This is a genomic window from Comamonas avium (assembly GCF_014836675.1).
Taxonomy (GTDB): Bacteria; Pseudomonadota; Gammaproteobacteria; order Burkholderiales; family Burkholderiaceae_C; genus Comamonas; species Comamonas avium.
This window is the reverse complement of the sequence record NZ_JACSQK010000008.1, coordinates 126,122-150,819: the sequence shown is the minus strand read 5'-3', so window position 1 is coordinate 150,819 and position 24,698 is coordinate 126,122. Positions and strand designations below refer to the sequence as shown.

Genomic DNA, 24,698 nt, shown 5'->3' with positions numbered 1-24,698 from the left:
CAATTTCCATATCAATCGTTCGGCACACTACTAAAACGATCTTTTTGGTACGAGATTTCCCTAGATAATTGCAATCGAAAGCGGGAACAACTCAAAACGTTTAATACAGAGTTGACAGATAAATATGGCCAGATTGCATACTGCTCAGGGACATCACTGTGCTAAATCGCGATGCTGCATTGCTTACCTCAAAGCAGATGCGACAGGCCTATAACTTGCACTGCTATATTGATGACTCAACACTGATTGAAAATGCGGGTAATTATGTAGCCCAGATCATTCAAAAGCGCTGGACACCTAGCCCTGTGCTTGTTTTGTGTGGCCCAGGCGGCAACGGTGGTGAGGGCTTTGTTGTTGCCAAAAGGCTGGCTAAATCTGGTTGGCCAGTACGAGTAGCAGTGCTGATAGCACGCGAAAGCACAGTCGCTCATCTGACAGAACTCTGGGATGGACCAGTGGAAGCTTTAACTCCCGCTGCGCTCAAAGATGCGGTACTTGTTATTGATGCCATCTTCGGTACGGGCCTTAATCGCCCTCTGGGAGGCCAGGCAGCTTTGACGCTGGCCTGTGCAGCAGAACGAAAAATGACGATTATTGCTGTCGATGTGCCTAGCGGCATGTATAGCGATACTGGAGCTTCTGAGGGTGCTGTCCCCTGCTCGCTGACGGTGGCTTGCTTTCACAAGAAGCCAGGTCATTTGCTGCAGCCAGGTCGCAGCCTATGCGGTGAGCTGTTGGTTGATTCGAGCGAGACCTCAGTTACACAATCTGCCCAATTCATACCTGACACATTTGAGAATGGCCCTACCCTCTGGGTAGACCGGTTACCCATGTTGCAGACCGTAGGCAACAAATATACTCGCGGACATGCTCTCATTTGGGGAGGTTGGCCAGCCACTGGTGCAGCACGCATGGCTGCTATGGGGGCATCCAGAATAGGCGCAGGCCTTACTACCATAGCCGTGCCTGAAGTCGCACTGCAGGTCTATGCAGCAGCATTGACCAGTGTGATGGTGAGTCCAGTAGCGCGTCCTGAAGACTTCGGGCGTCTTCTCGCAGACGCCCGATACACTGGGTTGATCATTGGTCCGGGAGCTGGTGTAGGGCCAGAAACTCGAGCATATGTACTTGCGATACTCAGAACTGGCCGTGCGACTGTCCTTGATGCCGACGCGCTTTCTTGCTTCAAAGACGACCCACTGACCTTGTTTAATGCAATTGTAGGTCCTTGCGTATTGACGCCGCATGAAGGCGAATTCAAGAGACTGTTCGAAGGTTTACTTGATATGAAAGGTGACAAACTCACGCGTGCGCGTGCTGCCGCTCATACCAGCGGATGCACTATCGTGCTCAAGGGAAGTGATACCGTGATCGCAGCTCCAGATGGCGATGCAATCATTAACGCTAACGCCCCGCCGACTCTGGCTACCGCAGGTGCAGGCGACGTGCTGGCAGGCATCGTCGTTGGCTTGCTGGCACAGGGAATGGCACCATTTTACGCGGCCGCAGCCGCGGTGTGGCTGCATGGTGCTGCGGCATCGAGCTATGGACTTGGCTTGATTGCGGAGGATCTGCCGGGCTTATTGCCTAAGGAGTTGCAGAAACTGCAGAAAATATGGAATCACAATTATTGACATCTTGCTGGATAGCCTACTAACGATATATCTCAGACCTTGGCAGCAGAGGTCGGCTATAGACTAACTTGATACATTCAGTTCTCCGCTTGAGACTGCTTCCTTATAGTGACTCACCGCCCAGCAAGAAGCCTTTCCGTGAATTGCTAGATCACGTTAGTCTCAATTCGAGCAGTAAATCTTTATGCCGCTGTGGGCGGCATCCTTAAAATCGTAGCTATACCTAACTGCAAAGGGGCGTCTACTTCCCAGCAACCCTCAGTTTTTCACTCAATCATCATCATTTCAAGTGAGCTAGCAAGAAGGCGAGATCAAGCGCGCTAAAGAATCTCTCTTGATTGCACTGAAGGAAAGTTCAAAGTAAAACAGATGTTTTGTGCTTCCGCTTTAACCAAGACTTCGCCTTGGTGTAAATCCATGATGGATTTAACAATTGCTAGGCCCAAACCGCCAGAGTCTGCCGTTTGGCTGCGAGATGGCTCACATCGGTAAAAACGGTCAAACAAGTGAGGCAAATGCTCTGGATCAATAGTTGGCCCTTGGTTGCACACATGCAGTTTGCAGCCATTGGATGTATGGTGACTACGCAGAAAAATGGTGGTGTGCGAATCGCCATAGCGCAGGGCGTTGGCGATTAAATTGGCCAGAGCCCTACGCAGTAAGCTGCTGTCGGCCCAGACCTGTCCATGCATATGCACCTCGATACACATATTTTTTTCCAACGCCATGCCCTCGAAATAGTCGGCCAGCTGTGTACCTAGCGCTGCCAAATCTAGGGTAATTCGTTGCAACGTGGCACCCTTGTGCTCGGCGCGTGCCAAAAAAAGCATGCTATCGACCATGCGAGCCAAGCGTTCATATTCTTCTTGCTGTGAAACAAGGCGCGCCTCATGCTCTATGACGGTGCGTTTTTGTCTAAGTCCCCACTGGTTGTCCAGCATCAGGTTGTGTAATGGGGTCCGAATTTCATGAGCCAGGTCTTCCGAAAATTTAGACAAGCTGGTAAAGCCCTCTTCCAAGCGCTGCAGCATTGTGTTGAGCGCTTGTGCGAGCCCTTGCAGCTCTGCGGGATATTGCGCACTGGGCAAACGCATAGCCAGTTGCTGGGGGCCAATTGCTTGTGCTTTTTCGCTCAACCGATGCAGTGGCCGCAATCCGCGACGTGCCACCTCCCAACCCAGCACAAAGGCAAGTGCTACACCCAGCAACCAAGCTCCTCCCAAATCACGTTGGTAGGTCTGGAGCATCGCCGTTCGCTCAGCCAAGAGGCGACCTGCGATGACGGTCAGTCTCTGCTCCTCCACACTGAGTTGCACCCAAGCTAGGCGCGATTTTTGGGGCACAGAGGTTGTCAGCAGTTGAACAGGAGGTTCGACAGAATGGCCGACATTAGGGGAAGGCTGCTGACCAAGAACCGTACCCGCTTTAGGTACCGGTTGCACAAGAAGCTTCTGCGCAGGCACCTCCGGCAAAGACACCCGCAAGGGATTGACCTCTAAGAGCACTTGCCCCTGCGAATTAACAATCCACAAAATATCTTCGTTATTACCCAGCATATTTGTATAAATCTGCGGGGTACTAATCAGTGTATCTAAACTTATTCCACTTTGCAAAAGCTGCTGAATTCGGATAATTCGCCCAATTAGGGCTACATCTTCACGGTGTAAAATTTCTTTTTCCAGGCTTTTATAAATATAAAATCCCATCCAAAAAAACAATACTGCACTGGTGACCGAAAATAATAAAGCCAGCCGCAGCCTCAAACTGATCGTGCTTAGAGAGATTTTCATGCGCTATATTCCTCAACTCTATAGCCCATACCACGGACAGTTTGGATAAGTTTGTGCTCAAAGCCATCGTCAACTTTTACTCGTAGTCTACGTATGGCGACATCGACCACATTGGTGTCGCTGTCGAAGTTCATATCCCACACTTGGGAGGCAATTTGGCTGCGCGAAAGCACTTGTCCTTGATGCTGGACCAGCAACTGCAGCAATGCAAATTCTTTATTCGTCAGCTCAATCCTTTGTCCCGCACGTTGGACGCGGCGCTTAAGAACATCAATGTGTAAATCACCAACGGATAAAGAGTCTTGGGGCCGCAAGGGCGGTCTGCGCAAAAGCGAACGCACGCGGGCCAGTAACTCGGTATACGCAAATGGCTTGACCAAATAGTCATCACCGCCTAGCTCCAGACCTTTAACGCGATCTTCTACGCCGTCACGTGCAGTCAGAAAGAGTACTGGAATGGTGCTGTGCTCGCGCAGACGCTCAATGATTTTCCAACCATCGATACCCGGTAGCATGACATCCAATATTAATAAATCAAACTCACCAGACTGCGCCATAAATAAGCCATCGATTCCATCGTGGCTAACGCTTACTTGATAACCAGATTCACTCAAACTATTTTTTAAATAGAGAGCTGATTTTTGTTCATCTTCAATAATTAATATTTTCATTGGATCAATTATCACTGCATGTGCACTGTATTTTTAATACATCAATGCTAGATGACAAAAATGTAATTTTTGTGCAATCTCACTGTTAATTAAGCCAGTAAAAATACAGGGAGTGCATTACTCATGGACATGACCATGGGTAATACATTGTGTGCCAGACATAGTGTCCAAGGCTGCGGTTGATGAAGATCACTGACAGCAGTGTGTCCCTCTGCGCTGGTTCTTTCATTGGTTTACTCCTTGAGTGCGTATGAACAAGCGACCCGTGATTTCTTCTTTTCCAAAAATTGCTGGCAGTGAGATCACGCCCGCTCCCATAGCTGCAAATCGACGTAATGTATTGAAACTGTTGGCCACAGGGGCTGCGGGCCCCGTAGTCGCTGCTTGGGCAGCGCGTGATGCGAAGGCTTCGATAGTGCAAGCGCCAGGCAAATTTGCGAGCTTGACCGGGCAAAAAACTAAAGTGGCTGGAGCAATGCTAAATGCCAATCTCACTCCATACACCCATGTAGCAGGCTACAACAATTTCTATGAGTTTGGGTTGGATAAGAGTGAACCAGCACGCTATGCCAGTGCCATGTCACTCCAACCTTGGCAGGTGCAAGTAGAAGGGTTGGTCCACAAGCCAGGGGTTTGGGACATAGGCGACTTACTCAAGCTCAGCCCGATGGAAGAGCGCATTTATCGCCTGCGCTGTGTCGAGGCCTGGAGCATGGTGATTCCCTGGGTTGGGTATTCACTGTCAAAACTCATTGAGCGGGTACAGCCCATGGGAAGTGCCAAATATGTGGAGTTTGTGACCAAAGCAGACCCCAAAACGATGCGTGGCTTAAGTAGCGGCGTCCTCGACTGGCCTTACTCCGAAGGCCTACGCCTAGATGAAGCAATGCACCCGCTGACGCTGCTGGCCTTTGGTATGTATGGCGAAGTGTTGCCTCACCAAAATGGCGCCCCCGTACGCTTGATAGTGCCATGGAAATATGGTTTTAAAAGCGCAAAAAGCTTGGTCAAAATCCGTTTTGTAGAACACATGCCCGCTACCTCCTGGAACAAAGCAGCTCGCCAAGAATATGGTTTCTATTCAAACGTGAATCCCGATGTACCTCACCGTAGATGGAGTCAGGCTCAAGAGCGCGTGATCGGCCAAGGTGGTTTGTTTGCCCCCAAGCGACGTACCGAGCTGTTTAACGGCTATGGCGAGCAAGTCGCGCAGCTATACACGGGTCTGGACTTACGCCGTAACTTCTGATGCTGCGCACCACTTTGAATCGTGCACTGATGCATATCAGCGCAAAGCCCTTGGTATGGCTACTTTGCTTGGCCCCCTTGGCAAGTTTAGTATTACAACTACTGCAGGATAACCTGGGTCTCAACCCGGCAGAGGCCTTGATCCGCAGCACTGGAGATTGGGCTTTGAGGGCGCTATGCCTAGCGCTGGCAGTAACGCCGCTGCGTAAACTGTCTGGCCTAAGTGCCTTTTCACGCATGCGCCGTTTGCTGGGCCTGTTTGCCTTTTTTTATACCTCCATACATGCGATCAGCTACGCCTTGCTGGATATGGGCTGGCACTGGGCCAGCATTTGGACTGATGTGCAGGACCGCCCCTTTATATTTATGGGCATGCTGGCTCTCATACTCCTGCTGCTTTTGACGCTCACATCGCCGAAAGCGGTGCTAAAAATCTTGGGGGCAGCGCGCTGGCAACGACTACACAGGACCGTACATCTTGCTGCATGGCTAGCTCTGCTCCATTTTTATTGGATTCGCTTAGGTAAAAACAATGTGTCGGAGGTCGTGTTATATGCAGTTATTTTTCTTATATTGCTGCTGTTGCGAATCTATTACTACTTGAATAAACGGAGGGCTACCTGAATATTGCATAAAAAAATTCATCCTGACCTGTAACTTGCTGCATAAGTCCAGTTCATTTTTTTATACACTCACCAGAAGGTTGTATCGATCAATTTCATGCTCATCTAATTTCTAGAATAGATGGTGTCATAACAAAATATACTTCAAAAATTTTAAGCAACGCGAGTCAAAAAATTAGATGTAATTAATTTTTCAGCAGGATTTTTAAATGTACCTGTCCACTGGACCAGCCCAAGGGGTAAATTTTGGCAGTGCAAGTAGCTTCGAATTATTTATCTAATCACGCTGAAACATATGCAAACTATTGCCTACTTCCAACTCTTTCAGAATATAAGGTTTGGGTAGAAGCTAATCCTGCACTGTAAAACCATAGGCTCAGCCAGTCATGGCTTGCTTGAAGACGTTGCCGACGCAGCGCGACGCAGCCAAGCCATAAACTGTCCAAGCAAAGGTAGCTTTTCATATAGTTCTTCGGCAGTATCCCAATAATCGCGGTGCCCCAGCACCAAGCCTTGGGCATTCAGGTGCAGCAACGTCCCTCCTCGGATGCACTGAGGAACTCCTTTGCGCCAGCGACGCATACAAAAGTGGAATTCCCAAACCAAAAATGCACGCTGTCCTTGAATCAGCTGTTCAGTCACGACAAAACGGGGCCTATCTACAGTCATGAACATATGAGAAAAGACCTTTTGTATACTTTCTAGCCCGTGCACATCATTGAATGGGTCTTTGAAATGTGCGTGCGGCGCATAACATGTGTGCAAGCTGTTGAGGCGCTCTGGGCTGAGCTGTTCATACAACTCCACTAAACGCTGTACGCCAGCCTCAACCTCGGAGTTGATCAAAAAATTCTGCTGCATACAACTCACAATCCAGTCATACGGTGCACCAAAGCAAAGTACCAGCGATAGGGCAGCACGCGCAAAAGCTGCAACCAAACAGTAAAACGACGTGGAAAATGAATTGCAAATGCCCCTCGCTGCCAGCCCTGCACTATGGCTTGTGCAGCCTGCGCTGGCGTCAGCAATGCAGGCATATAAAAGTCATTCTGCGCAGTCAGTGGCGTGGCTACAAAACCAGGGCTGATAACACTCACTGCCACCCCCTTGGGGCGTAGATCAAGAAACAACGTCTCTGCCAGATTGATCAAAGCGGCCTTGGTCGGACCATATGCCAAGCTCTGTGGAAGTCCACGCCAACCTGCAACACTGGCTACCAAACTGAGGTGGGGTGTGCGGCCATCACGCGCTGCGCTTAGCATGGCGGGCACTACTGCAGCCACCACATGCAACGCCCCGATCTGGTTCACTTGCTGGTGGAGAAGCAATTCATCCAAATCCATCGCATCGGCACGCATAGGCTTATAGTGGCCTGCGCAGAAGCACACCAAATCCAAGCCACCTTGAGCATTCAGTTGGTGCGCTGCATTCGCCACGGCCTCCCGATCCGTCACATCCAGCAGCAGAGCCTGGCTGCCGGGGTGCTGCATCTGAAACTCGAGTAAAGGTTCTTGCTGCCTTGCAGAAACGATGACTTGCGCCCCACGCGCGTGCATCGTTTCTGCCAGTGCGCGGCCGATGCCTGTGGAGGCACCAATCAACCAAACACGTTGGCCCTGCCAGTTGGTAATGCGAGGGTTGAGGGACATACAACTTACCTTTAACCCTTGGTGAATGAGAGCAACACTTCGCCCAAACGAATGCCAAACTTACTCATCGTGGCTCGATTGAGCATGACTCGGTCATCGATTAAAAACATCCAATCGTCAAATTGCACTTCGTACACACTGCCGTCCACAGGTAAGCGCAAGGTGTAGTTCCATCGAAAGGCACTACCAGCAGTTTGACCCTGTGCCTCGCCTACTACATCATCGGCTCGTCCTGTGTAGCGGCCATCGGCATGCTTTGTCAAACGCCATACACGGCGCTGGGTACTGCCATCCGAGTAGGTGAAATGCTCATCCAGCACGCCCTGGTTACCTTCCCAGTGGCAGTCCATGACCACCGTAAAGCGTCGGACAACAGCACCATCACGCTTTTGAAAAATGCCGTGCGCCAGCACACGACCATTGAAATAGCGATCCAGCTCCAAGAGCGGTTTTTGCTGCGCATAGTCACTCACTTGAGGGCCGGCACATCCTCCTAGTGTTGCAACACTTAACAAGCCAGCCAGCAACAAAGTACGACGTTGGTTCATGATGGATATCTCCTCTGTGACGCCGGTAAAGACTCTCGACGGATTAGCAGCACATACAGCAGCAGCGCAGCCAGCAATTTGAGCGCACAAGGCACCAAGGCATAGGCCCACGCCAAATGCTGCAACGCTTGCTCAGCTTGAGTGCCTGGCGCATAGCCAAGCCACTGGAGCAACGGTAATGCCGCACCCGCAGCCAGTGCCAAGTTGAGCTTAGTGGCTAGACTCCACCAGCCCAAGTACGCACCATCGCTGCTACCCTGTGCACCTTGGCGCTCAATCAGCCGCGCTAACAATGCCGCAGGCAAGACCAGGTCCGCACCAAGAGCCACCCCAGTCAGACCACAGATCAAAGCAAATGCTTGGATCTGACCAGTCCCTAAACCTGCAGTCCAAGCAAAGCAGACCACCGCCAGCAACATGCCAAGCAACCAGCTTTGGACAAGCCCTAGATGGCGGACCAGTCGCAGCCACAAAGGCATGGAGACCGCTCCACATACGAAATACAGCACCAGAAAAACAGCTGTTTCTTGTTCACTGGCGCGTAGCCGGTCTTGTGCAAAAAAAAGCATGAGTGCGGCAGGGATGGCACTGGCAATACCGTTGCTCATGAACACCGCCAACAACCGCCGAAATGCAGGCTGCGTCAAAGGTTGCCACACCGACAGCGAAGCTGCTTGCGGCGGCAAAAGTAAAGGAGTCGGATGTGGCGCACGCCACCATAGCGCCCACCCGAAGAATAAAGTCGCACCGAACGCAGCCAGCATCGCCTGCTGGCCCCAGACAATTGACAAACACGAAGCACAAATGACGCCTGCCAGCCCCAGGCCCTCGCGCCACGCAACAATACGACTGCGCAGAAAGTCATCGCCGCCAAGGCGAACCCCCCAGGCCTGGTGAGTAATGACCAACAGACTGTGCGCCGTGCATGTCAGCAGCAAGCCACTGACCAGCCACACCGCCAAACTGGCTTGCTCCGTCACTGCCGGAAAAAATAAGCCGGCCATGCCAAGCCATTGCAACAGTGCCACACCGCCGCCCACCAGCCAGACTGCTCGAGCTGTTCGAGCGAACAATGCGTCGCTTGCCCGCCCCAACCAAGGTTCGACCATGGCATCCACAAGCCGTACAGCCATCAGCAAAGCACCCACGGTGGCCAGCGACAAGCCAAAACTGCGTGCATAGTAATTGGGTAGTACAACGTACAAAGGCAGTGCAGCAAACGCCAGAGGGAAGCCCAGCAAGCCATAGGTCAAGCCTGAGCGCCAAGGCAGCACATCAGGCAATGGTGCACAAGGGGCGTTCATGGCACCGCTCTAGCAAGACCTGCCAGCAAACCACTGCGCAAACCAGGCTCTGAAGTTTGTGGTGACAGCCAGATACCAAAAAAGCAAAGTGCCAGCTCAGGGTCATTGATCGTGCCCAAAGACTGCTCCCCACGCCACAGTTGCATCCCTTGCCCAGGCAGGTATAAGCCGGTGAGCTTGTCGCCCGGCTCCACGTCAGGCAACCACCGCGCTAAGTCCGACGTCCAGCGATTGGCCATTTTTTCGTCCAGGCTGCGCTGTCGCTCAATTTCTTGCACAGAGCGCTGCGCGATTGCTTTTGCCGTAAATGCCCTGTGGTAAATAAGCTCTAGGGCAAACCGATGCTGACCAAAAGTTTGCGCATCGAATTCTGGTCCTACCCATAACCGAGCATCGTATATACGTAAACCCAAAAAGCGCATTTGCCCATGCCCTGCCAAACGTGGCTGCTGTACCAGCTGCTGTACAGCAGCCGATGAAGTGCTCTCTGGCGTAGCATGGGCAACCCCAGTAGCTCCAGTACCCCAGACAGCGCATGCCACGCCCAATTGCAATACCACACACTTCAATAAATAAATTCGGTGTTTAAGCATATGCAACCTAACTTATAAGCTATGGTTTTAGATTCAAAGTACCAGATTCATCACATCTGAGCTGGTTGTAACTTTGTATTGGCCGTTACGTTAGCTCTGCGTCGCGGTACTGGGGCGAGGACTGGCGCAGCGACCTGCAAACGATGTGCTTGCACGTGACGTGATTCATAGACACTGTCAACGCCAGTTAAGCTAAATACGCGTACGGCTGCCCCCAATTGCGCAGCTTGGTGCCGCAAGGCTTGGGCTGCCGCGGCACTTTGCTCCACCATGGCAGCGTTTTGCTGCGTCGCTTGGTCCAGATGCGTCACTGCACCGCTCACTTGTGCAATACCGTGGGTCTGCTCGGCTGTGGCGCGACTGATTTCAGCAATCAGACTTGCCACACGTTGCGCTTGGGAAACGATATCGGTCATGGTCGCGCCTGCATCATTGACCAACTGCGTCCCCTGCTCCACTTTGGCTACACTAGTTTCAATCAATAATTTAATTTGCCGCGCAGCATCCGCGCTGCGCTGGGCCAAGGCCCGCACCTCAGCGGCCACAACTGCAAAGCCACGCCCCTCTTCACCGGCACGGGCAGCTTCAACTGCAGCATTTAGAGCCAAGATATTTGTCTGAAAAGCAATCGAGTCAATGACGCCAATAATGTCAGCAATCCGGTAGCTACTCGCGCTGATGTCTTCCATGGTGTGCACAACCTGCGTCACCACCTCTCCTCCCTTGTGTGCAGCATCGCTGGCAGATGCTGCAAGCTGAGCGGCTTGGCGAGCTGTATCTGCATTTTTTTTGACCGATGAGGTCATCTCATCCATAGAGGCAGCTGCGTGCTGCAAATTGCTCGCTTGCTCTTCAGTGCGCTGCAGTAAACCAGCATTACCTGCCGCGATCTCATCGGCACCATGCGTCACCGCATTCGAAGCGGAACGCACCTTGTTCACGACCTCGGCCAAGCTAGATTGCATTCCTCCAAGGGATGCCAGCACGCTGTTTGCCTCTGCACGAGCCACACCTTCGACAGGATGCAAATCGCCTTGAGCAACCTGACGAGCCACCTGCGCCAAAGCGTTCGGTTCAGCCCCCAATTGGCGCACGATGCTACGTGCCACGCCCCAGGCAACAACGGTGCTCAAAATCAGTGCCAGCGTCAGAGCGGTAAACATCACACGCAAAAAACCGCTGGCTTCCTCCATGGCACTTTGGTTAGTGTCCTGAATGTGTTTTTCTTTGAAATCAATCAAGCGGTTGATCGATGCCAGCCATTGCACATACTGAGGCTTGGCTTGGCTCCAGAGGGTATCCACTGCAGCTGTATTGCCAGCTCGCACTTGTTGAATGATGGTGTTGGTAGTGGTTACTGCTTGGCTTTCGGCCTTTTGTATGTCCTCATAAAAGGGGTGAACTTCGGGGCTCACGCCGGGCAATTTCAACAATGCCTCCAGTGACTGAGTCGACTTAGCATAGAAGTCTGCCAGAGCTGCTATGGAGGCAATTTCTTTGTCGCGCTCATTAGTCGTTGGACTGAATACCAAATCGCGTACAGCGATCGAGCGGTCATGGGCTGATCCTCGAAAGTTGATTGCGTTGCGCTGCACTTGTGAGTAGATATCTGAATTAGCACGCAAAGCACGCTCGATGCGGTCTACCTTCACCACTGCCACACCAGTAACCACCACCAGCAAGGCAACAATCAAGCCAAAACCTAAATACAAGCGGGCTGCGACAGTCATTCTCGAAAAAAACATAAGGTTCCTAAAAGGATCTGGGCCACACAATTAGTACAGCGCAATACACACAGCTGTGTATGACACCGTTTTTTGTCAGAGCGCTTGAGCGCTGATTTCAGTCTTTCACCAACGTGTACTGCACTACGTCAATGTTGCGCATGCTGAATGCCGCCTCGCAATAGGCCAAATAGAACTCCCAAGTGTGCAAAAATCGGGTATCAAAACCTTGCATCAGCACCTGACCTCGCTGCTGTACAAAACGCTGGTGCCAGCGTCGCAAGGTCTCGGCATAGTCTTGGCCAAAAGCAAATTCTTCCTGGACACGCAGGCCTGCACCTGCTGCCTCTTCGCGAATACGAGCCGGACTGGGCAAGCAGCCACCGGGAAAAATGTATTGCTGAATAAAGTCTGTTCCCTGGACATAGCGGTCAAACAGCTTGTCGTCAATGACAATTGCCTGAACACAGGCTTTGCCGCCCGGCTTGAGCAAGCGGTGCATATGGCGGAAGTAAGTGGGCCAGTACTCTTGTCCGACAGCTTCAATCATTTCGATGGAGCAAATGGCATCAAAAGGGGCATCTTGGATATCGCGATAGTCTTGCAAGCGCAAATCTACGCGTTCCTGCACACCCGACTTCTCCATACGTTGCAGGCCATATTCGAGCTGCTCTGTTGACAGAGTCACACCTACCACCTCGGCTTGAAACTCTGTCGCAGCCATCTCCGCCAGCGCACCCCAGCCGCAACCTATTTCTAGGATGCGCTGGTTAGGCTGCACGCCTGCACGACTCAATGCACTGCGCACTTTGGCATGCTGTGCCTGGGTAAAGTCACTATGCAGATTCCCCTCAAACCACGCCGAAGAGTAGTTCATGCTCGGATCCAGCCACAGCTGATAAAAGCTGTTGCCCAAGTCATAGTGCGCATGAATATTTTTACGGCTGTTGGTTTTGGTATTGCGGCGCAGCACATGGCGCAGGCGGTAAGCCAACCGGCCCCACCAAGAGCCATACACCAAAGACTCCAGAGAGTCACGGTTTGCCAGCAGCAAACAAAACAGATCTGCCAGGTGGGGCGTCGTCCAGTCTTCGTCGATATAGCTTTCTGCCAAGCCGATATCGCCAGAGCGCATCACGGCATGAAACACATTCCAATTGCGCAAGCGGATTGCAGCATAAGGCGAGCTGTTCATGCCATAACGCAGTTGACGACCATCCGGTAGCTCCAGCAGCAAACTGCCATGTCGTATGCCTTCCAGCAGGCGCAAGCCTGTGCGCACAAAAGCAGGCAAGTCAGTGGGCAAGGCCGTAGTGGCTGATGTAGGTGCTGTGGGGTGCATGGTCTTTATCGTGGCGTTGATGATCGGGAAACCGACTGCAAAGGCGGCTGCGGCTTGCTGAAAAAAGGCACCCGCTTGAGCCACAACCGCAGCGCATGCCAATGGATACGCACCGTGACCACGAGCGTCATCAACGGGTAGTGCCACAGCGCATACCTGCGTGTAGAAGCGTTCAGCAGTTGCAAACGCCCCCCCACGCCTGTCAGCAGCAGTGGACCATGGGCATCGTCGTAGTCCACGCGCACACTTACAGCTCCCAAGCCGTGCTCGCCTGTGCGTTTGAATTCAAACCGGTACCCGCCCTCTATTGGACAAAAAGGGGAAACGTGAAAAACCTTATCCGCCATCACTTCCTGACCATACTGAGGCCGATCCAGTACGTAGGTATGGCGCTCACCAAAGGTGTTGTTCACCTCGACAACAATTGCCCGCAAAATGCCATCGCTGCGCTGGCAGTACCAAAAACTAACCGGCTTGAAGCTATAGCCCAGCACACATGGGTAGCACTGCAGCCAAATTTCACCATCAGCGTCGAAAATGCCTTGAGCGTGTAAAACTTCTTCTACCCATGACAACGCACCGCCTTGCGCAGCGTTGCGGCCGTCTCCGTGGTCACTATCCCGAAAACCAAGAATGCCCGGACGATTCAATGCCAAGACACCTGCATTACTCGGTTGCCTTTGCAACGTGCGCATAGGCAGCAGGAGAAAAAAAGTAGGGTATACAAAACGATGCACGCGGGGACGCAAACGTTTGTGTCGAACGTAGCCAAATCCAATCAAAGGCAGCTCAGTCAGCGACGCTTGTTTGACATGGTTCATGCGGCCTCCCTCTCAAACCTAGAAAGCTGAGCGTTCAGCAGACTTTCTGCGGCTCCATAGCCTGACTTCAAACCGTCCTCGTGGAAACCGTAGCCAGTCCAAGCCCCACAGAACCATGTACGCTGCTGACCTTGGAGCTCTGGAATCAAGGCCTGTGCACGTATCGCTTCCAGATCGAAAACAGGATGCGCATAGTCAATCGTTGCCAATACCTTGGATTCATCAATGGCACGAGCAGGATTTAGCGACACCACGACTGTCTGAGCAAAAGGCAAGGGTTGGAGTTTGTTGATCCAGTAGTGCAAGCACACGCGAGATGACTCACGTGAGGCCGAAGGTGCACGCTCATAATTCCAAGCGGCCCAAGCTGCTTTGTGCATCGGCATAACAGATTCATCCGTGTGCAACACAGCCACGTTAGGCTGGTACTTGATAGCACCTAAAACGCGTTGCTCTTGTGCTGTAGGCTGGTCAAGCAAACGCAAAGCTTGATCACTATGTACCGCCAATACAACCGCATCGAAATGCTCAACCTGGCCCGCGATCTGTATCTCTACACCATGCACATTGCGAACAATACGCTCGACAGCAGCGTTCAGCCGCACTTCGGCTAACTGGCTGGTGATCTTCTGCACATACTGCCTTGCACCTCCGGGGATCGTCCACCATTTGGGACGATTGTTTACCTGGACCAAACCATGGTTGTGGCAGAACCGAATCATTGTGGCCACTGGAAATTGCAGCATTTGATCGGTGGGGCAACTCCAGATGCAGCCCAGCATTGGTAAAAAATACCAATCCCGAAATTCGCTGTCGAACCTGTGTACTTTCAAGAATTCAGATAACGGCTGTGTCAATACAGCTTCTTCGTTGGCCTCAGCAATACGTGTGCACAGTTGGTTAAAACGCAAAACCTCGCGCAGCATCCTCCAAAAACGAGGTCGAAAAAGATTTGTGCGCTGCGCAAACACCGAAGAAAAATTTGCACCATTCCATTCGAGTGAACCGCCAAGCAAGCCAGCGCTTGGCACCTGCACAGAAAAAGACATATCCGTACACACAGTCGGAACTTTTAAGCTCTTTAGCAAAGAGATCAAAGCAGGATACGTTCTCTCGTTGAACACTAAAAATCCCGTATCTACGCCATGTGTAACAAGCTTGCCTTGCGCGTCTGGCAGGGTTACATCCAAGGTATTGGTGTGACCTCCAAAGTAAGAACCTGCTTCCAGCAAGGTCACATGAGCGTGCTTGTTCAATCTAAAAGCTGCAGCCAAGCCTGAGATACCAGAACCAATCACAGCTACTTTCATAGGTCACCTTGTGTTGTGCGAGCGCTTGTGCAACAAAAATATGTATAACTTGCAGCTAATGTAATAGACAAACAATGGTTTGTCTTGGACAATTTAAACTATTGTCCAACACTAATGTTGACTATCGGCGCTCGCAACAAAGCACCACCACTACGCACAATGACTTCAACTTTGCCAAACGAAATACATGGTGCTTTGTCCATTACCGCTGTTGAGCGTGAAACAGGCATCTCCAAGGACACTCTACGTGCTTGGGAGAAGCGCTATGGTTTTCCTCAGCCTCTGCGAGATGCGTCTGATGACCGCCTCTACCCTCACGAGCAGGTGCAACGTCTAAAACGTATTCGCCGCTTGTTAGATGCAGGACACAGGCCAGGCAAGGTAGCCCATCTCAGCGATGAATCAATTTATGAGCTATTAGACAAAATCTCGGATTTGTCCAAGACAAACAAAAAAGCACCGACTGCTTCAGAAGAAACGCAAAGGCTGCTACTCGCAATCGAATGTCACCAATCCGCTTTATTGCGCGATGACCTGCAGCGGACCCTTATGCGCAAAGGGCTCGGGGCATTTGTGACAGAGGTTGTTGCACCGCTGTCTATCGCAGTGGGGGAATCTTGGGCACAGGGCAGATTTGAAGTGTTTGAAGAACACCTATACACAGAGGTAGTCACCAATGTCTTACGCAGCAGCCTTGGCAATTTAAAACACTCTGAACTGAGCAAAAGTCCCAAGGTGTTGCTAACCACGTTCCCTCAAGAGATGCATGGCTTAGGCCTACTAATGGTGGAGGCGCTGCTCACTTTGGAAGGATGCGAATGCATTTCTCTGGGTACGCAAACACCCATTACCGACATCGCTCGTGCTGCAAGTGCCCACAAAGTAGACATTGTTGCGCTCAGCTTCAGCAACTTGCACAACCAAGTCAGCGTTCACGCCAGCCTGCGCGCACTACGTAGCGAGTTGGATGCTGACACAGGCATATGGGTTGGAGGATCTTGTCAGGCTCTTTACCAGAAAAGCTTGGAAGGCATTACGGCCATGCAAGCTCTTCAAGGCATACCCGCACTAGTGACCCAATGGCGCGATCAACAGTAAGCAATTTGTCTTATTGCTCTAGCCCATAGCTCTTCAAGAACTTGCAATTTACGATGTCTGAGCGGATCGCAAAATTTCCCAATCTGCGCGGTGAGCATTACCCTAAACACCATCGGACAAGCCTTAATGCTGGCACAAGATAGCGGCGTCTTTTGAGCCTTCGATGGTGAATACCTGACCTGGGAATCCATTGGCTTACGTATCCCCCCAAGGAGAATCTTATGCGCATCCTTCTAACTGGCGGCACAGGCCTGATTGGACAAGCCCTATGCCAGCACTGGCAACACCAAGGCCACGAACTCTGGGTCTGGAGCCGTGAGCCAAGTAAGGTGCTACGACTGTGCTGCGGCGCACGCGGTATTGCCCATCTGCCCGAGCTGGATGGCACACCTTTGGACGCAGTGGTGAATCTGGCTGGCGCACCAATTGCTGACCGCCCGTGGAGCACCGCACGCCGACAAGTGCTGTGGGCCAGCCGCGTGGATTTGACGCGAACCCTAGTGGACTGGATCGAGCAGCAGCCCCGGCCGCCGCGCGTGCTGGTATCAGGCTCGGCTGCTGGATGGTACGGCGATGGCGGTGATACCTGGCTGGATGAAAGCAGCCCGGCCGGAGCAACCGATTTCGGAAGCCAGCTGTGCATCGCTTGGGAGCATGAGGCCGAGCGCGCCCGCAGCATCGGTGTCCGCGTTGCACTAGTGCGCACTGCGCCTGTATTAGCCTCACAGGGCGGAATGCTGGCACGTCTGCTGCCCTTATTCAAGTTAGGCCTAGGCGGCAAACTTGGCAATGGCCAGCAGTGGATGCCTTGGATACACATCGACGACCAGGTCCGCCTGATTGATCACCTGCTGCACCAAGAAGATTGCAACGGCCCCTTCAACGCCTGCGCTCCAGAAGCAGTGCGCAATATTAACTTCACGCAGACACTTGCCCGCAGCTTGCACCGTCCGACAATGCTGCCTGTACCAGCTTGGGCGCTACGCTTGGCTTTGGGTGACATGTCCGTACTACTTCTAGCAGGACAATATTTACATCCGCAACGCGCACAAGCGTTGGGATTTAAGTGGCAGCATCCCCAACTGGAAACGGCACTCAGCCACCTACTAATGAAACGCTAAACGAAGCTGCTTTGCTAATACTTGACACGAAAAATTACCTGTTTTTTAAGTATTAACTGATCGTTGAACTGGGTGCTTTGTTCTAAAGGTCCTAATTGAAGAAACTACCCCTCCTAACCGTGGCTATGCCACGACTGCCGTTCGAGGAATTTTCTGTAAATCTTGCAGAATGGCTGTACTGCCATGCAGTTCGTTGACCTGGCACTACAAGGTTGGAGGATCGCAAACTCGCGAACTCACTTGATGGAGTTCACTTAGGTATCTACCAAAATTCACCGCTGGTACGCGTGTAAAAATAATTGACTGAGCTGAGCTATTGAGCAGGAAGCGCCATCTTTGCAGCTTCAATCACTTCAACTTCAGTTGTCCGTTTGTTGTCTTGAAGAGCAAGAACCCCGTCATCGATCGTTCCAGAAATGATTGGCACTAAAACAAGCACATCGCGCTTCTGTCCTAGCCTGTATGCTCGATCTTCAGCCTGACGCATCAGAGCCGGCGTCCAAGGCATGGATGCAAATGCCACGATGTTTGCCGCAGTCAAAGTGATACCCACCCCAGCAGCCATGGTTGAGCCAATAAAGACTTTCACCTCTGGATCATCCTGGAACGCATCTACAGCGGCTTGACGGCGTTTGGCCGAGTCAGACCCCACCAGACTGACACAGCGAATCTGCAAGGCACTCAGCGTGTCTTTAAGCACCTGGACCGAACTCATGTACTCGCAAAAGATGATGATCTTGTCGTCCTCGCCCATGGCCTGGACGGTCTCGACCAAGAATGGAATCTTCAGCGTTTCAAGTGTCTTACGCAGGCGCACAATCTTTGGCATCGCTTGCAGCGTCATGTCAGCATAGATCTCCTTGTATGCGTCCATGCCTTCAGCGGGTGAGATGTACCGCATCTGCCGCTGCTTACTGCCCAGCTCAGACAGTACCGACTTGCTGCGCCGGATCATCCAGCCTTCAATAGCGCTGGCAAGAGCTGCACGCTTTTCAGGCGAACCTGCATAGGACTTGCGGAAGTCAGCCAGTGACAGGTGCCCCAGGCGATGACCAGTGATGCGCAGCAAGGTGTGCATTTCCACCTCACGATTAAGCAAGGGCGTGCCTGTGACCACATAGCAGCGCTGGATACGTGCCGCCAGCATGAACACATTGCGCGTGCGGCCGCTTTGGTACTCCTTGAGATAGTGGGCTTCGTCGACGGCCATGACGGCAAACTCAAGCCCTACTTCACGCACCAGACCGCCCATACGCTCATAGTTGCCAATCACCCAGTCGCACCCTTGCAGCGTGGCCATGCGGTCTTCACCCACCATGCCAATCACAGCATCTGGGTACACCATCTTGATCTCCCGCTCCCAGTTCAAGCGCAGCGAAGCAGGACAGGCGATCAGTACGCGTTGCTTGCCTGCGGCCATGCGGCTGGCCACCACCGTCTGACGACTCTTGCCAAGCCCCATGTCATCCCCCATGCAGGCACCAGTCTGGGACACCATGAAGGCAACACCTTGCGCCTGGTAGTCACGCAGCAAGCCCTGTGCTTGCATGCCATCCAGCAACTCTTGGTCAACCTGCAGCCCATCATCGTGGTCACGCTCGGTAGAAAAGAAGCCACTGCCCTCTTCATCTTTGGCGCCAGCGCCTCCCCCTTGGGGTGGTGGAGCTGCAGGCACAACAATGGGTGAACCCTGCGAGCTGGAGTCACTGAGTTCTTCCAGAACTACCGGCTGCTCATGGACAAAGATAAATTCTGATTTGACGCCTGCAATGCTTGCAAGACGCTGCTCAATTGCATTCGGCTCGGCCCGCACTTGCCATGCTGCGGCATGCTTGTGGAAATAACCGCCAAGGCTGCGCATGGCCTGCACACACAGCGGATCGTATTGAAAGCTCACTGCCCACATGCCACGCGACAAGTCGCCCTTGGCCAGCGGAAAGACCTGTACATCCAGCAGCTCGGTAAAGTAGTCAGCTTGAGGCCCTGCCATGGCGGCACGCAAGGTGACATCCGCTTCCTCCAGATCCACGAACTGGCCCGCATAGGCATGCTGCAGGACTTCCAGGACTCTTTCTGGTGAGGTCGCACTCAGTAGCCACATGCGCCTGGCTGAACACCACCAGCCGCCGTAATCAGCCAGCGGACGCTGCAGCCCTGAAACAGCTACCAGCTGCAGGCCCAGTCGCTGGCCATCGCTGCAGGCTTTGAGCAGCAGCTCCGGTGGTGAGATGTTGACCGGGGCTAGGGCTACAGGTTGAAGCTGAGGACTTAAATTCACTAACCACTCCTGTGACAAATTTTGAGGTGGCGACGTTTTGCGTCACTAGGAGGCCTAGAAATTCAAATGCTGAAGGCTTGTTTGCGCTGCTGCCACAGGTGAATGATGGCATCGACCCGATGATCAAAATTGCCAAGCAGCACTGAGTCGCTGTTGCTGGCATCGTCATAAATCACATTCAGTCGTGCATCCCAGCTGCCGTCCGTTTGCTGCAAGCAATGACCCAAACAATCGTGACCTTTCAAACGGCGTACATGCAAATACGCAGGTGCTTCGCTGTCTTTCATTTCAAGACTTAAAAGCAAGATCATGAAATATTTGGCGTCATCCAAAACAATCAATTCTTCTGTCTGTGTCAGTTGAATGCGCTCACCCATTTGAGCCTCCTTGAATTAATTATTGGGGTACTTCGGAGTAATCCGGCTCTTGCTGTGATTGCCGAGCTGCAGGCGCGGCAAAGATGATTTTTTCAATACGCGTCAGTTGCAGGGCCACATCTTCTGCAACGATTTTGATTACTTGCACCTCATTGCCACCATCATCGGTACCGGTGTAATCGTGTTCCTCACCAATCACCAGAACACGTGAGCCCTTGCGCAAATGTTTGGCCACATCCGCTGCCTTGTAGCCATAGATTTCCACTTCACGCCAAAACCCACCTGTTTGTTCAACCTCGTTGGTTTCCTTGTTTCGGCTGTAACGCGCAAACATCACACGCATTGTCGCAACTTGAAACTCGCCATTGCGGCCATTGAGAATTTTCAGTTCGGGAGAACTGGCCAAATTGCCTTTGCCAATAAATAGGTTTTGCATTGAAGATTCCTCGCGGTGCTACATAAAAGCATGGCCTGCCGCACCACAGCAGGATATGCAGATAACGCTTAAAAAATGTTTCGCTGAAATAAGTGAGGATCGCGCTGCTGGACTTGCTTGCGAATCCCTTTGATTGCTTCACGTGAACGCAGGTGCATTGCATTGAGTTCTTGTGCATAGGCCGATGTGTCTTGACACCATTTACGAACTTCCGGCGGCTGTCCTCGCGTGAGGTCAGGCACATCATCCCAATTGAGATGGCGGTTACTGCCCAGCCTTTCGCGCCAGCGTAGAAAAACATAACCACTGGATGTGCGCTGGTGCAAGACCAAATAGATGCCCAGTCCGGGAATGGATTTAGTCATTTGGACAATCTCATTCATCTTTGAAACAAGCTCGTCAATCTTGGCAACTTCATGTCGCAGATTAGCCAGGGTGCCCCTACCCGTAAGGGCCTTTACGTCAACTCGGTTTTGACAGTCCTGATTAACCGATGCTTGGCGTGCCCAAATTACGTTATTGACGGCTTCGCCTGACCCATCCTGATCTACTCGCCCTTTAAACACCTCACCCTTTTTCACACAAGACCCTTTCATTAATACTGCTCCAACCTAAAGCAATCTGTTTCAGGCGGACTCAGTCCCAGTTGTAGGTGTTTGATCGTCAGCATTAGCCACTTGCTCTTCAGCTTCCTGCAACTGGCCTCCCACGGTTTTAAGCAGTTCGCGCTCTGCCTCAGTCAGGGAGTAACGACGGCGCGAGTGCGATGGAGCAAGCTCTCCTGTGTAGATAGCGGATGGGACAGGGCCAAATGCCTGCAGGGCAAACTCCACACGACCCAGTGCATCCTTTTCTTGACTCACCCAGTCAAGACGGCTCAAAGTACGAATTTCTGCTTGTCCGAGCCAACGGTCAAAACGGGTTGTCCCATAAAAAATGCCAAGGATGCCGCGTGAAACAGCAGACAAGGCTTTGCGTGTGTCCTCGTCGTTTTGCATGTTTTTGCGCTGCAAGGTTTTCTGTACGCGCACGAAGTAGTCGTACTCCACCATCAGCATGGAAATGGAATATCCGTAGGGACTGCGAAAACCCAAGTTCAACTAAACCGGGCTTGATGAAGAAAGCACCGAGAAACTCAACCCCTTTTGGCGAATCGAACTCAACATAGATTCAGCCTTCACTGTTTCTTCACGCAAATGCTTGAGCACTTGATCTACGGAATGCTCATGGCGAACCAAGGCCCAGTCCGCATAAGGATTGTCATTAACAGTCAGCAGCCAAAGATTGCGCAATGAAGAGGCAACGCGCTTGCCACCAATAATCGCCGTGCGTGGATTACCTGCTTCACGGGCACGTCCGGTGAACATTCGAATGGCTTCAATCGTGTGAAGCTCCATTTGATCCACGCCGTCATCAACCAGGCCACCCAAGTCTTCTACAGAGCGTGCTTCTTGATTGGAGACGACTGGATCTGCGCCAGAACGCTCATCACGTTCACGAGCCAACAACTCAAGACGCTCACGCCGATCTTGCAATTCAATAAATCGCTCATGCAGTGGGTCATTTTCTTTCGCACCACCAGCGATATATGCCGCCAAGGCAGCTTCTTCTTTCGCAATGGAATATCCATCATCGAACGGAGAATTATTCTCTTTTTCAAACGCTGCTACAGGAAACGTACTGCCGAATACTACGTTCCGGGGTTTTGTATTGCTTGATGAGGTCGCCACTTCACTCTCCAATTTAATGGGTGATTTACAAATTAATCAGGGGTTCTTAAATAGTGCTATCAACGCATCAATCTGATGGTTGTGCATTTTTTGCAGCCTCTGCTACAGCGGCTAAATCCGCATTCCATGCTTCAAGAAATGGAAAGTTCTTGTCGCTGCATGCAGGTAATCGGGCTGGAAGCGGCTGACGCAAAAACTCAAGCAAGGCTTCACGATTTACATTCACAAGAGTTTTTGAATTGCGCACAACACTCACCTGAATGAAGCCCTGCTCTTGCAATCGCTGAATGCTCCTACTGACCGCAAAACGATTCATAAAATCGCACAGCTGTGTCGATGCAATCTGATAGGTTGATTCAGCATATTCACGAACGTCAGCATGTTCTTTAAGAAATATCCAAAGTACAGATGCGTCCTCGTAAGAACGAAATCTCTGCACAAGTTGAGCGAATAGTTCGTTGCAGTTACTCATTTCAGAATCCATATTCATCTAGTGCGATTTGCTCTACTTGGTAAGCCTTACCAACTGGTGCAATTTGCTCTACCTCTCGATAAATGCATTTAGCTTTCAACCAAGTTCTCCTTGATGCTCATCAGCTTGAACAATTGATAGTTTTCCTTCGCGTTGGGCTTGAACAATTGCCCCGCCACTAAGCAAAACGCGCCATGCGTCGTTGATGCGCTTGCCGCGCAAGTTGCCGGTGGCTTTGTCAAAGACAACCAGCGTGCCTGTCGATTCCAAGCGGTAAACAAAACCCGGCTGAATCAAACGCAGTGCTTCCTGCAAATCTTGGTGTTGAGCAAAGCGCGGATTGACCTTTTCCTGCTCAAAGTTTGGGCTGGCTGCTAACAAACGATCAGCAGCAATGCCATCTGCGTAAGTCAGAACCAATGGACCGGACTGCATCTTGCGGATGAGTCCGAACAACCAGCCTGCAGGGTTGTGGATGGTCTTGCTGCGCATTTGTCCGCACAGCTCATCCAAAAGTCGCTGGTGCTCAGATGCAGGCGCTCCACTCAACACGTCCAAAACCTGATTCGTGTGCAAGCCAGTGAGGTTGTCTGGCAGAACAAGTGAAGCCGCATCCACAGGAATTCTTGGTGATGATGAAAATCCACCACTACAACTTGCAGTAGTAGTTGTATTAACTACATCCCTTTGTAGAACATCCCTTTGTATATAGCTTGCAGGTTTCGGCAATTCTTGATTGCAGGTTTCGGCAGATTCAAGTTTGCAGGAAACGGCAAAGTTCGCAGGGGGGGTGTCATCGACAGCAAGCAGTACCGCAGAACGAAGCAAAGCCCTGTCACGCTTGAAGATTTCGCTATCGAAAGTAGAGACAGACTGAGCTGGGCGAACTGTGCTGACTTGTCGGAATCCGACAGGTGGCTGCTCATTCAGAAAGTCCAGCAGCAGGTCCCGTGGGCGCGTAACTTTGGGCTTGGATTCTTCATTGGCTGCGCTGGACATCCCCAAGGACAACTGGCTGAATGCGATGCCAAGGCCAGACAGGTTCACACCTGGTTCGGTATTAACACCATAGCTCGCGCTTTTAATTGCTGCAGGAGCTGCAGTCGCACTTGCTTTAGCCAGGGCTGCAGCTCGTCCTTTCAGCGGTTTGGTTGCTTGTCCGCGAAGACACATCAGGACAGCGTCCATGTTCACGCGCACAAGTGAGCCACCAGGGCCGGACTCTTGAATCAGTCCTGCGCGTTTGAGGCGATCACGCGCATTGCGCTGAACCTTCACGCCCAGGTGCAAGTGTTCTGCAATCAAGTCTTGAGTGACTGAGATGCAGCCATTGTCCAATTGACCGCGTTTGAGACAGTCACGGTGACGTTGAAGCAGGAACGAGAGATACAGACCAGCTGCAATGTTCCCAACCACGTCAGTTAATGGCTTGTAGTAGCTGTGACAGCCTCTAAACCAACTTTGCGCGGTATCCCAGTTCAATGGAGCATTGGGCGCTTGGTTGATGGCCAACTGCTTGGCCAGCGCAGCGACATTAATACGGTAGTTCATGACCGCAGGTCGCCCAACCAAGAACTCTTCCAGCACACCGACTTCCATCAGTGCTTCGCGCACGGATTCTTGTTCAGAGCGTGACAGTCCAATGCTGTTGCGCCATTGGGTCATGGACATGTGAAACCAACCACCGCGATCAGGATGCTTGCGGTAGTTGTGTCTTGTCCAGTACAGGGCCATGCCTACGAAAATCGCGGCTTTATGGCCAAACTTTTCTGAGAGTGCAGGATGAAACGGCACGAAGCCGCGTTCATCCAGGTGAAGCAGGATCTGCTCATAAGGAGCCGGTGGAGGCTGGCTGGGGCTCATCGCGCCAGACACGCCAACACCCGGTGTTGGAAAGCTTGGCTGAAGTTGCATGCTCACTGAGTTGCT

The 24,698-nt window shown here is 51.9% G+C and carries 22 protein-coding genes and 1 pseudogene; 5 read left to right on the top strand and 18 right to left on the bottom strand.

The window, feature by feature from the left end:
- Window positions 1–158: 158 nt before the first annotated feature.
- Window positions 159–1,634 (top strand): NAD(P)H-hydrate dehydratase, encoded by a 1,476-nt coding sequence (locus H9646_RS16180; RefSeq protein ID WP_318244937.1) that lies wholly within the window; start codon window positions 159–161, stop codon window positions 1,632–1,634.
- A 320-nt stretch (window positions 1,635–1,954) separates the two neighbouring features.
- Here H9646_RS16180 and H9646_RS16175 read toward each other — a convergent pair whose 3' ends face one another.
- Together H9646_RS16175 and H9646_RS16170 are read right to left on the bottom strand one after the other, a co-directional pair.
- On the bottom strand, window positions 1,955–3,424 hold the full coding sequence (locus H9646_RS16175; RefSeq protein ID WP_225214263.1) for a heavy metal sensor histidine kinase: 1,470 nt from the start codon (window positions 3,422–3,424) through the stop codon (window positions 1,955–1,957).
- Window positions 3,421–4,095, bottom strand: a complete 675-nt coding sequence (locus H9646_RS16170) for a heavy metal response regulator transcription factor (RefSeq protein ID WP_191724414.1) — start codon at window positions 4,093–4,095, stop codon at window positions 3,421–3,423. Before H9646_RS16170 ends, H9646_RS16175 begins: the two co-directional genes overlap by 4 nt.
- Window positions 4,096–4,345: 250 nt before the next feature.
- Here H9646_RS16170 and msrP point away from each other — a divergent pair, with 250 nt between their 5' ends.
- Both msrP and H9646_RS16160 read left to right on the top strand, forming a co-directional pair.
- A complete protein-coding gene (gene msrP, locus H9646_RS16165) occupies window positions 4,346–5,344 on the top strand; it encodes a protein-methionine-sulfoxide reductase catalytic subunit MsrP (protein WP_191724413.1) in 999 nt (332 codons plus the stop codon).
- Window positions 5,344–5,967, top strand: coding sequence for a protein-methionine-sulfoxide reductase heme-binding subunit MsrQ (locus H9646_RS16160; protein WP_191724412.1), 624 nt, complete (start codon window positions 5,344–5,346; stop codon window positions 5,965–5,967). Before msrP ends, H9646_RS16160 begins: the two co-directional genes overlap by 1 nt.
- A gap of 383 nt (window positions 5,968–6,350) precedes the next feature.
- On the opposite strand, the gene H9646_RS16155 is transcribed toward H9646_RS16160, so the two are convergent.
- From H9646_RS16155 to H9646_RS16115, 9 genes are all read right to left on the bottom strand, one after another.
- Complete coding sequence (locus H9646_RS16155; protein WP_191724411.1) at window positions 6,351–6,827, bottom strand: nuclear transport factor 2 family protein; 477 nt, start codon at window positions 6,825–6,827, stop codon at window positions 6,351–6,353.
- 5 nt (window positions 6,828–6,832) lie between these two features.
- The gene (locus H9646_RS16150; RefSeq protein ID WP_191724410.1) at window positions 6,833–7,615 is read right to left on the bottom strand and encodes an SDR family NAD(P)-dependent oxidoreductase; all 783 of its coding nucleotides are present in this window, start codon (window positions 7,613–7,615) and stop codon (window positions 6,833–6,835) included.
- An 11-nt stretch (window positions 7,616–7,626) separates the two neighbouring features.
- Window positions 7,627–8,163, bottom strand: a complete 537-nt coding sequence (locus H9646_RS16145; protein WP_191724409.1) for a DUF3833 domain-containing protein — start codon at window positions 8,161–8,163, stop codon at window positions 7,627–7,629.
- Window positions 8,160–9,467 carry an MFS transporter gene (locus tag H9646_RS16140; RefSeq protein ID WP_191724408.1) on the bottom strand — a complete coding sequence of 436 codons (1,308 nt, stop codon included), beginning with the start codon at window positions 9,465–9,467 and terminating at the stop codon, window positions 8,160–8,162. The genes H9646_RS16145 and H9646_RS16140 overlap by 4 nt, the downstream gene beginning before the upstream one ends.
- Window positions 9,464–9,889, bottom strand: coding sequence for a chalcone isomerase family protein (locus tag H9646_RS16135; RefSeq protein ID WP_225214262.1), 426 nt, complete (start codon window positions 9,887–9,889; stop codon window positions 9,464–9,466). Before H9646_RS16135 ends, H9646_RS16140 begins: the two co-directional genes overlap by 4 nt.
- Window positions 9,890–10,110: 221 nt before the next feature.
- The gene (locus tag H9646_RS16130) at window positions 10,111–11,805 is read right to left on the bottom strand and encodes a methyl-accepting chemotaxis protein (protein ID WP_191724406.1); all 1,695 of its coding nucleotides are present in this window, start codon (window positions 11,803–11,805) and stop codon (window positions 10,111–10,113) included.
- Window positions 11,806–11,902: 97 nt separating this feature from the next.
- Window positions 11,903–13,126, bottom strand: a complete 1,224-nt coding sequence (locus H9646_RS16125; RefSeq protein WP_191724405.1) for an SAM-dependent methyltransferase — start codon at window positions 13,124–13,126, stop codon at window positions 11,903–11,905.
- Window positions 13,127–13,131: 5 nt separating this feature from the next.
- Window positions 13,132–13,947: a DUF1365 domain-containing protein gene (locus H9646_RS16120; RefSeq protein ID WP_191724404.1), complete on the bottom strand. Its 816-nt coding sequence runs from the start codon at window positions 13,945–13,947 to the stop codon at window positions 13,132–13,134.
- Window positions 13,944–15,257: an NAD(P)/FAD-dependent oxidoreductase gene (locus tag H9646_RS16115; protein WP_191724403.1), complete on the bottom strand. Its 1,314-nt coding sequence runs from the start codon at window positions 15,255–15,257 to the stop codon at window positions 13,944–13,946. Before H9646_RS16115 ends, H9646_RS16120 begins: the two co-directional genes overlap by 4 nt.
- A 159-nt stretch (window positions 15,258–15,416) precedes the next feature.
- Between H9646_RS16115 and H9646_RS16110 the strand changes: the two genes are divergently transcribed.
- Both H9646_RS16110 and H9646_RS16105 read left to right on the top strand, forming a co-directional pair.
- Window positions 15,417–16,355 carry a MerR family transcriptional regulator gene (locus H9646_RS16110; protein ID WP_191724402.1) on the top strand — a complete coding sequence of 313 codons (939 nt, stop codon included), beginning with the start codon at window positions 15,417–15,419 and terminating at the stop codon, window positions 16,353–16,355.
- 221 nt (window positions 16,356–16,576) lie between these two features.
- Entirely contained in the window at window positions 16,577–17,476 is a 900-nt protein-coding gene (locus H9646_RS16105; RefSeq protein ID WP_191724401.1) for a TIGR01777 family oxidoreductase, read from the top strand.
- A 313-nt stretch (window positions 17,477–17,789) separates the two neighbouring features.
- On the opposite strand, the gene H9646_RS16100 is transcribed toward H9646_RS16105, so the two are convergent.
- From H9646_RS16100 to H9646_RS16070, 7 genes and pseudogenes are all read right to left on the bottom strand, one after another.
- Window positions 17,790–19,754 carry a DEAD/DEAH box helicase gene (locus H9646_RS16100; RefSeq protein ID WP_318244936.1) on the bottom strand — a complete coding sequence of 655 codons (1,965 nt, stop codon included), beginning with the start codon at window positions 19,752–19,754 and terminating at the stop codon, window positions 17,790–17,792.
- Window positions 19,755–19,816: 62 nt separating this feature from the next.
- Entirely contained in the window at window positions 19,817–20,131 is a 315-nt protein-coding gene (locus H9646_RS16095) for a hypothetical protein (RefSeq protein WP_191724400.1), read from the bottom strand.
- A gap of 19 nt (window positions 20,132–20,150) precedes the next feature.
- Window positions 20,151–20,567: a single-stranded DNA-binding protein gene (locus tag H9646_RS16090; protein ID WP_191724399.1), complete on the bottom strand. Its 417-nt coding sequence runs from the start codon at window positions 20,565–20,567 to the stop codon at window positions 20,151–20,153.
- Between the two features lie 68 nt (window positions 20,568–20,635).
- Window positions 20,636–20,932: a hypothetical protein gene (locus tag H9646_RS18670; protein WP_318244935.1), complete on the bottom strand. Its 297-nt coding sequence runs from the start codon at window positions 20,930–20,932 to the stop codon at window positions 20,636–20,638.
- A 261-nt stretch (window positions 20,933–21,193) separates the two neighbouring features.
- Window positions 21,194–22,297, bottom strand: a pseudogene (locus H9646_RS16080) (PFL_4669 family integrating conjugative element protein).
- A 67-nt stretch (window positions 22,298–22,364) separates the two neighbouring features.
- Window positions 22,365–22,787, bottom strand: a complete 423-nt coding sequence (locus H9646_RS16075) for a hypothetical protein (RefSeq protein ID WP_191724397.1) — start codon at window positions 22,785–22,787, stop codon at window positions 22,365–22,367.
- 78 nt (window positions 22,788–22,865) lie between these two features.
- Entirely contained in the window at window positions 22,866–24,689 is a 1,824-nt protein-coding gene (locus H9646_RS16070) for a hypothetical protein (protein WP_191724396.1), read from the bottom strand.
- Window positions 24,690–24,698: the final 9 nt, after the last annotated feature.

Bases quoted from the DNA above. Each gene is read 5' to 3' on its own strand.
- H9646_RS16155 (WP_191724411.1), bottom strand. From the start codon at position 6,827: ATGCAGCAGAATTTTTTGATCAACTCCGAGGTTGAGGCTGGCGTACAG.
- H9646_RS16125 (WP_191724405.1), bottom strand. From the start codon at position 13,126: ATGCACCCCACAGCACCTACATCAGCCACTACGGCCTTGCCCACTGAC.
- H9646_RS16095 (WP_191724400.1), bottom strand. From the start codon at position 20,131: ATGGGTGAGCGCATTCAACTGACACAGACAGAAGAATTGATTGTTTTG.
- H9646_RS16175 (WP_225214263.1), bottom strand. From the start codon at position 3,424: ATGAAAATCTCTCTAAGCACGATCAGTTTGAGGCTGCGGCTGGCTTTA.
- H9646_RS16075 (WP_191724397.1), bottom strand. From the start codon at position 22,787: ATGAATATGGATTCTGAAATGAGTAACTGCAACGAACTATTCGCTCAA.
- H9646_RS16160 (WP_191724412.1), top strand. From the start codon at position 5,344: ATGCTGCGCACCACTTTGAATCGTGCACTGATGCATATCAGCGCAAAG.
- H9646_RS16140 (WP_191724408.1), bottom strand. From the start codon at position 9,467: ATGAACGCCCCTTGTGCACCATTGCCTGATGTGCTGCCTTGGCGCTCA.
- H9646_RS16130 (WP_191724406.1), bottom strand. From the start codon at position 11,805: ATGTTTTTTTCGAGAATGACTGTCGCAGCCCGCTTGTATTTAGGTTTT.
- H9646_RS16145 (WP_191724409.1), bottom strand. From the start codon at position 8,163: ATGAACCAACGTCGTACTTTGTTGCTGGCTGGCTTGTTAAGTGTTGCA.
- H9646_RS16090 (WP_191724399.1), bottom strand. From the start codon at position 20,567: ATGCAAAACCTATTTATTGGCAAAGGCAATTTGGCCAGTTCTCCCGAA.
- msrP (WP_191724413.1), top strand. From the start codon at position 4,346: ATGAACAAGCGACCCGTGATTTCTTCTTTTCCAAAAATTGCTGGCAGT.
- H9646_RS18670 (WP_318244935.1), bottom strand. From the start codon at position 20,932: ATGACTAAATCCATTCCCGGACTGGGCATCTATTTGGTCTTGCACCAG.
- H9646_RS16120 (WP_191724404.1), bottom strand. From the start codon at position 13,947: ATGAACCATGTCAAACAAGCGTCGCTGACTGAGCTGCCTTTGATTGGA.
- H9646_RS16170 (WP_191724414.1), bottom strand. From the start codon at position 4,095: ATGAAAATATTAATTATTGAAGATGAACAAAAATCAGCTCTCTATTTA.
- H9646_RS16135 (WP_225214262.1), bottom strand. From the start codon at position 9,889: ATGCGCTTTTTGGGTTTACGTATATACGATGCTCGGTTATGGGTAGGA.
- H9646_RS16150 (WP_191724410.1), bottom strand. From the start codon at position 7,615: ATGTCCCTCAACCCTCGCATTACCAACTGGCAGGGCCAACGTGTTTGG.
- H9646_RS16110 (WP_191724402.1), top strand. From the start codon at position 15,417: ATGACTTCAACTTTGCCAAACGAAATACATGGTGCTTTGTCCATTACC.
- H9646_RS16105 (WP_191724401.1), top strand. From the start codon at position 16,577: ATGCGCATCCTTCTAACTGGCGGCACAGGCCTGATTGGACAAGCCCTA.
- H9646_RS16115 (WP_191724403.1), bottom strand. From the start codon at position 15,257: ATGAAAGTAGCTGTGATTGGTTCTGGTATCTCAGGCTTGGCTGCAGCT.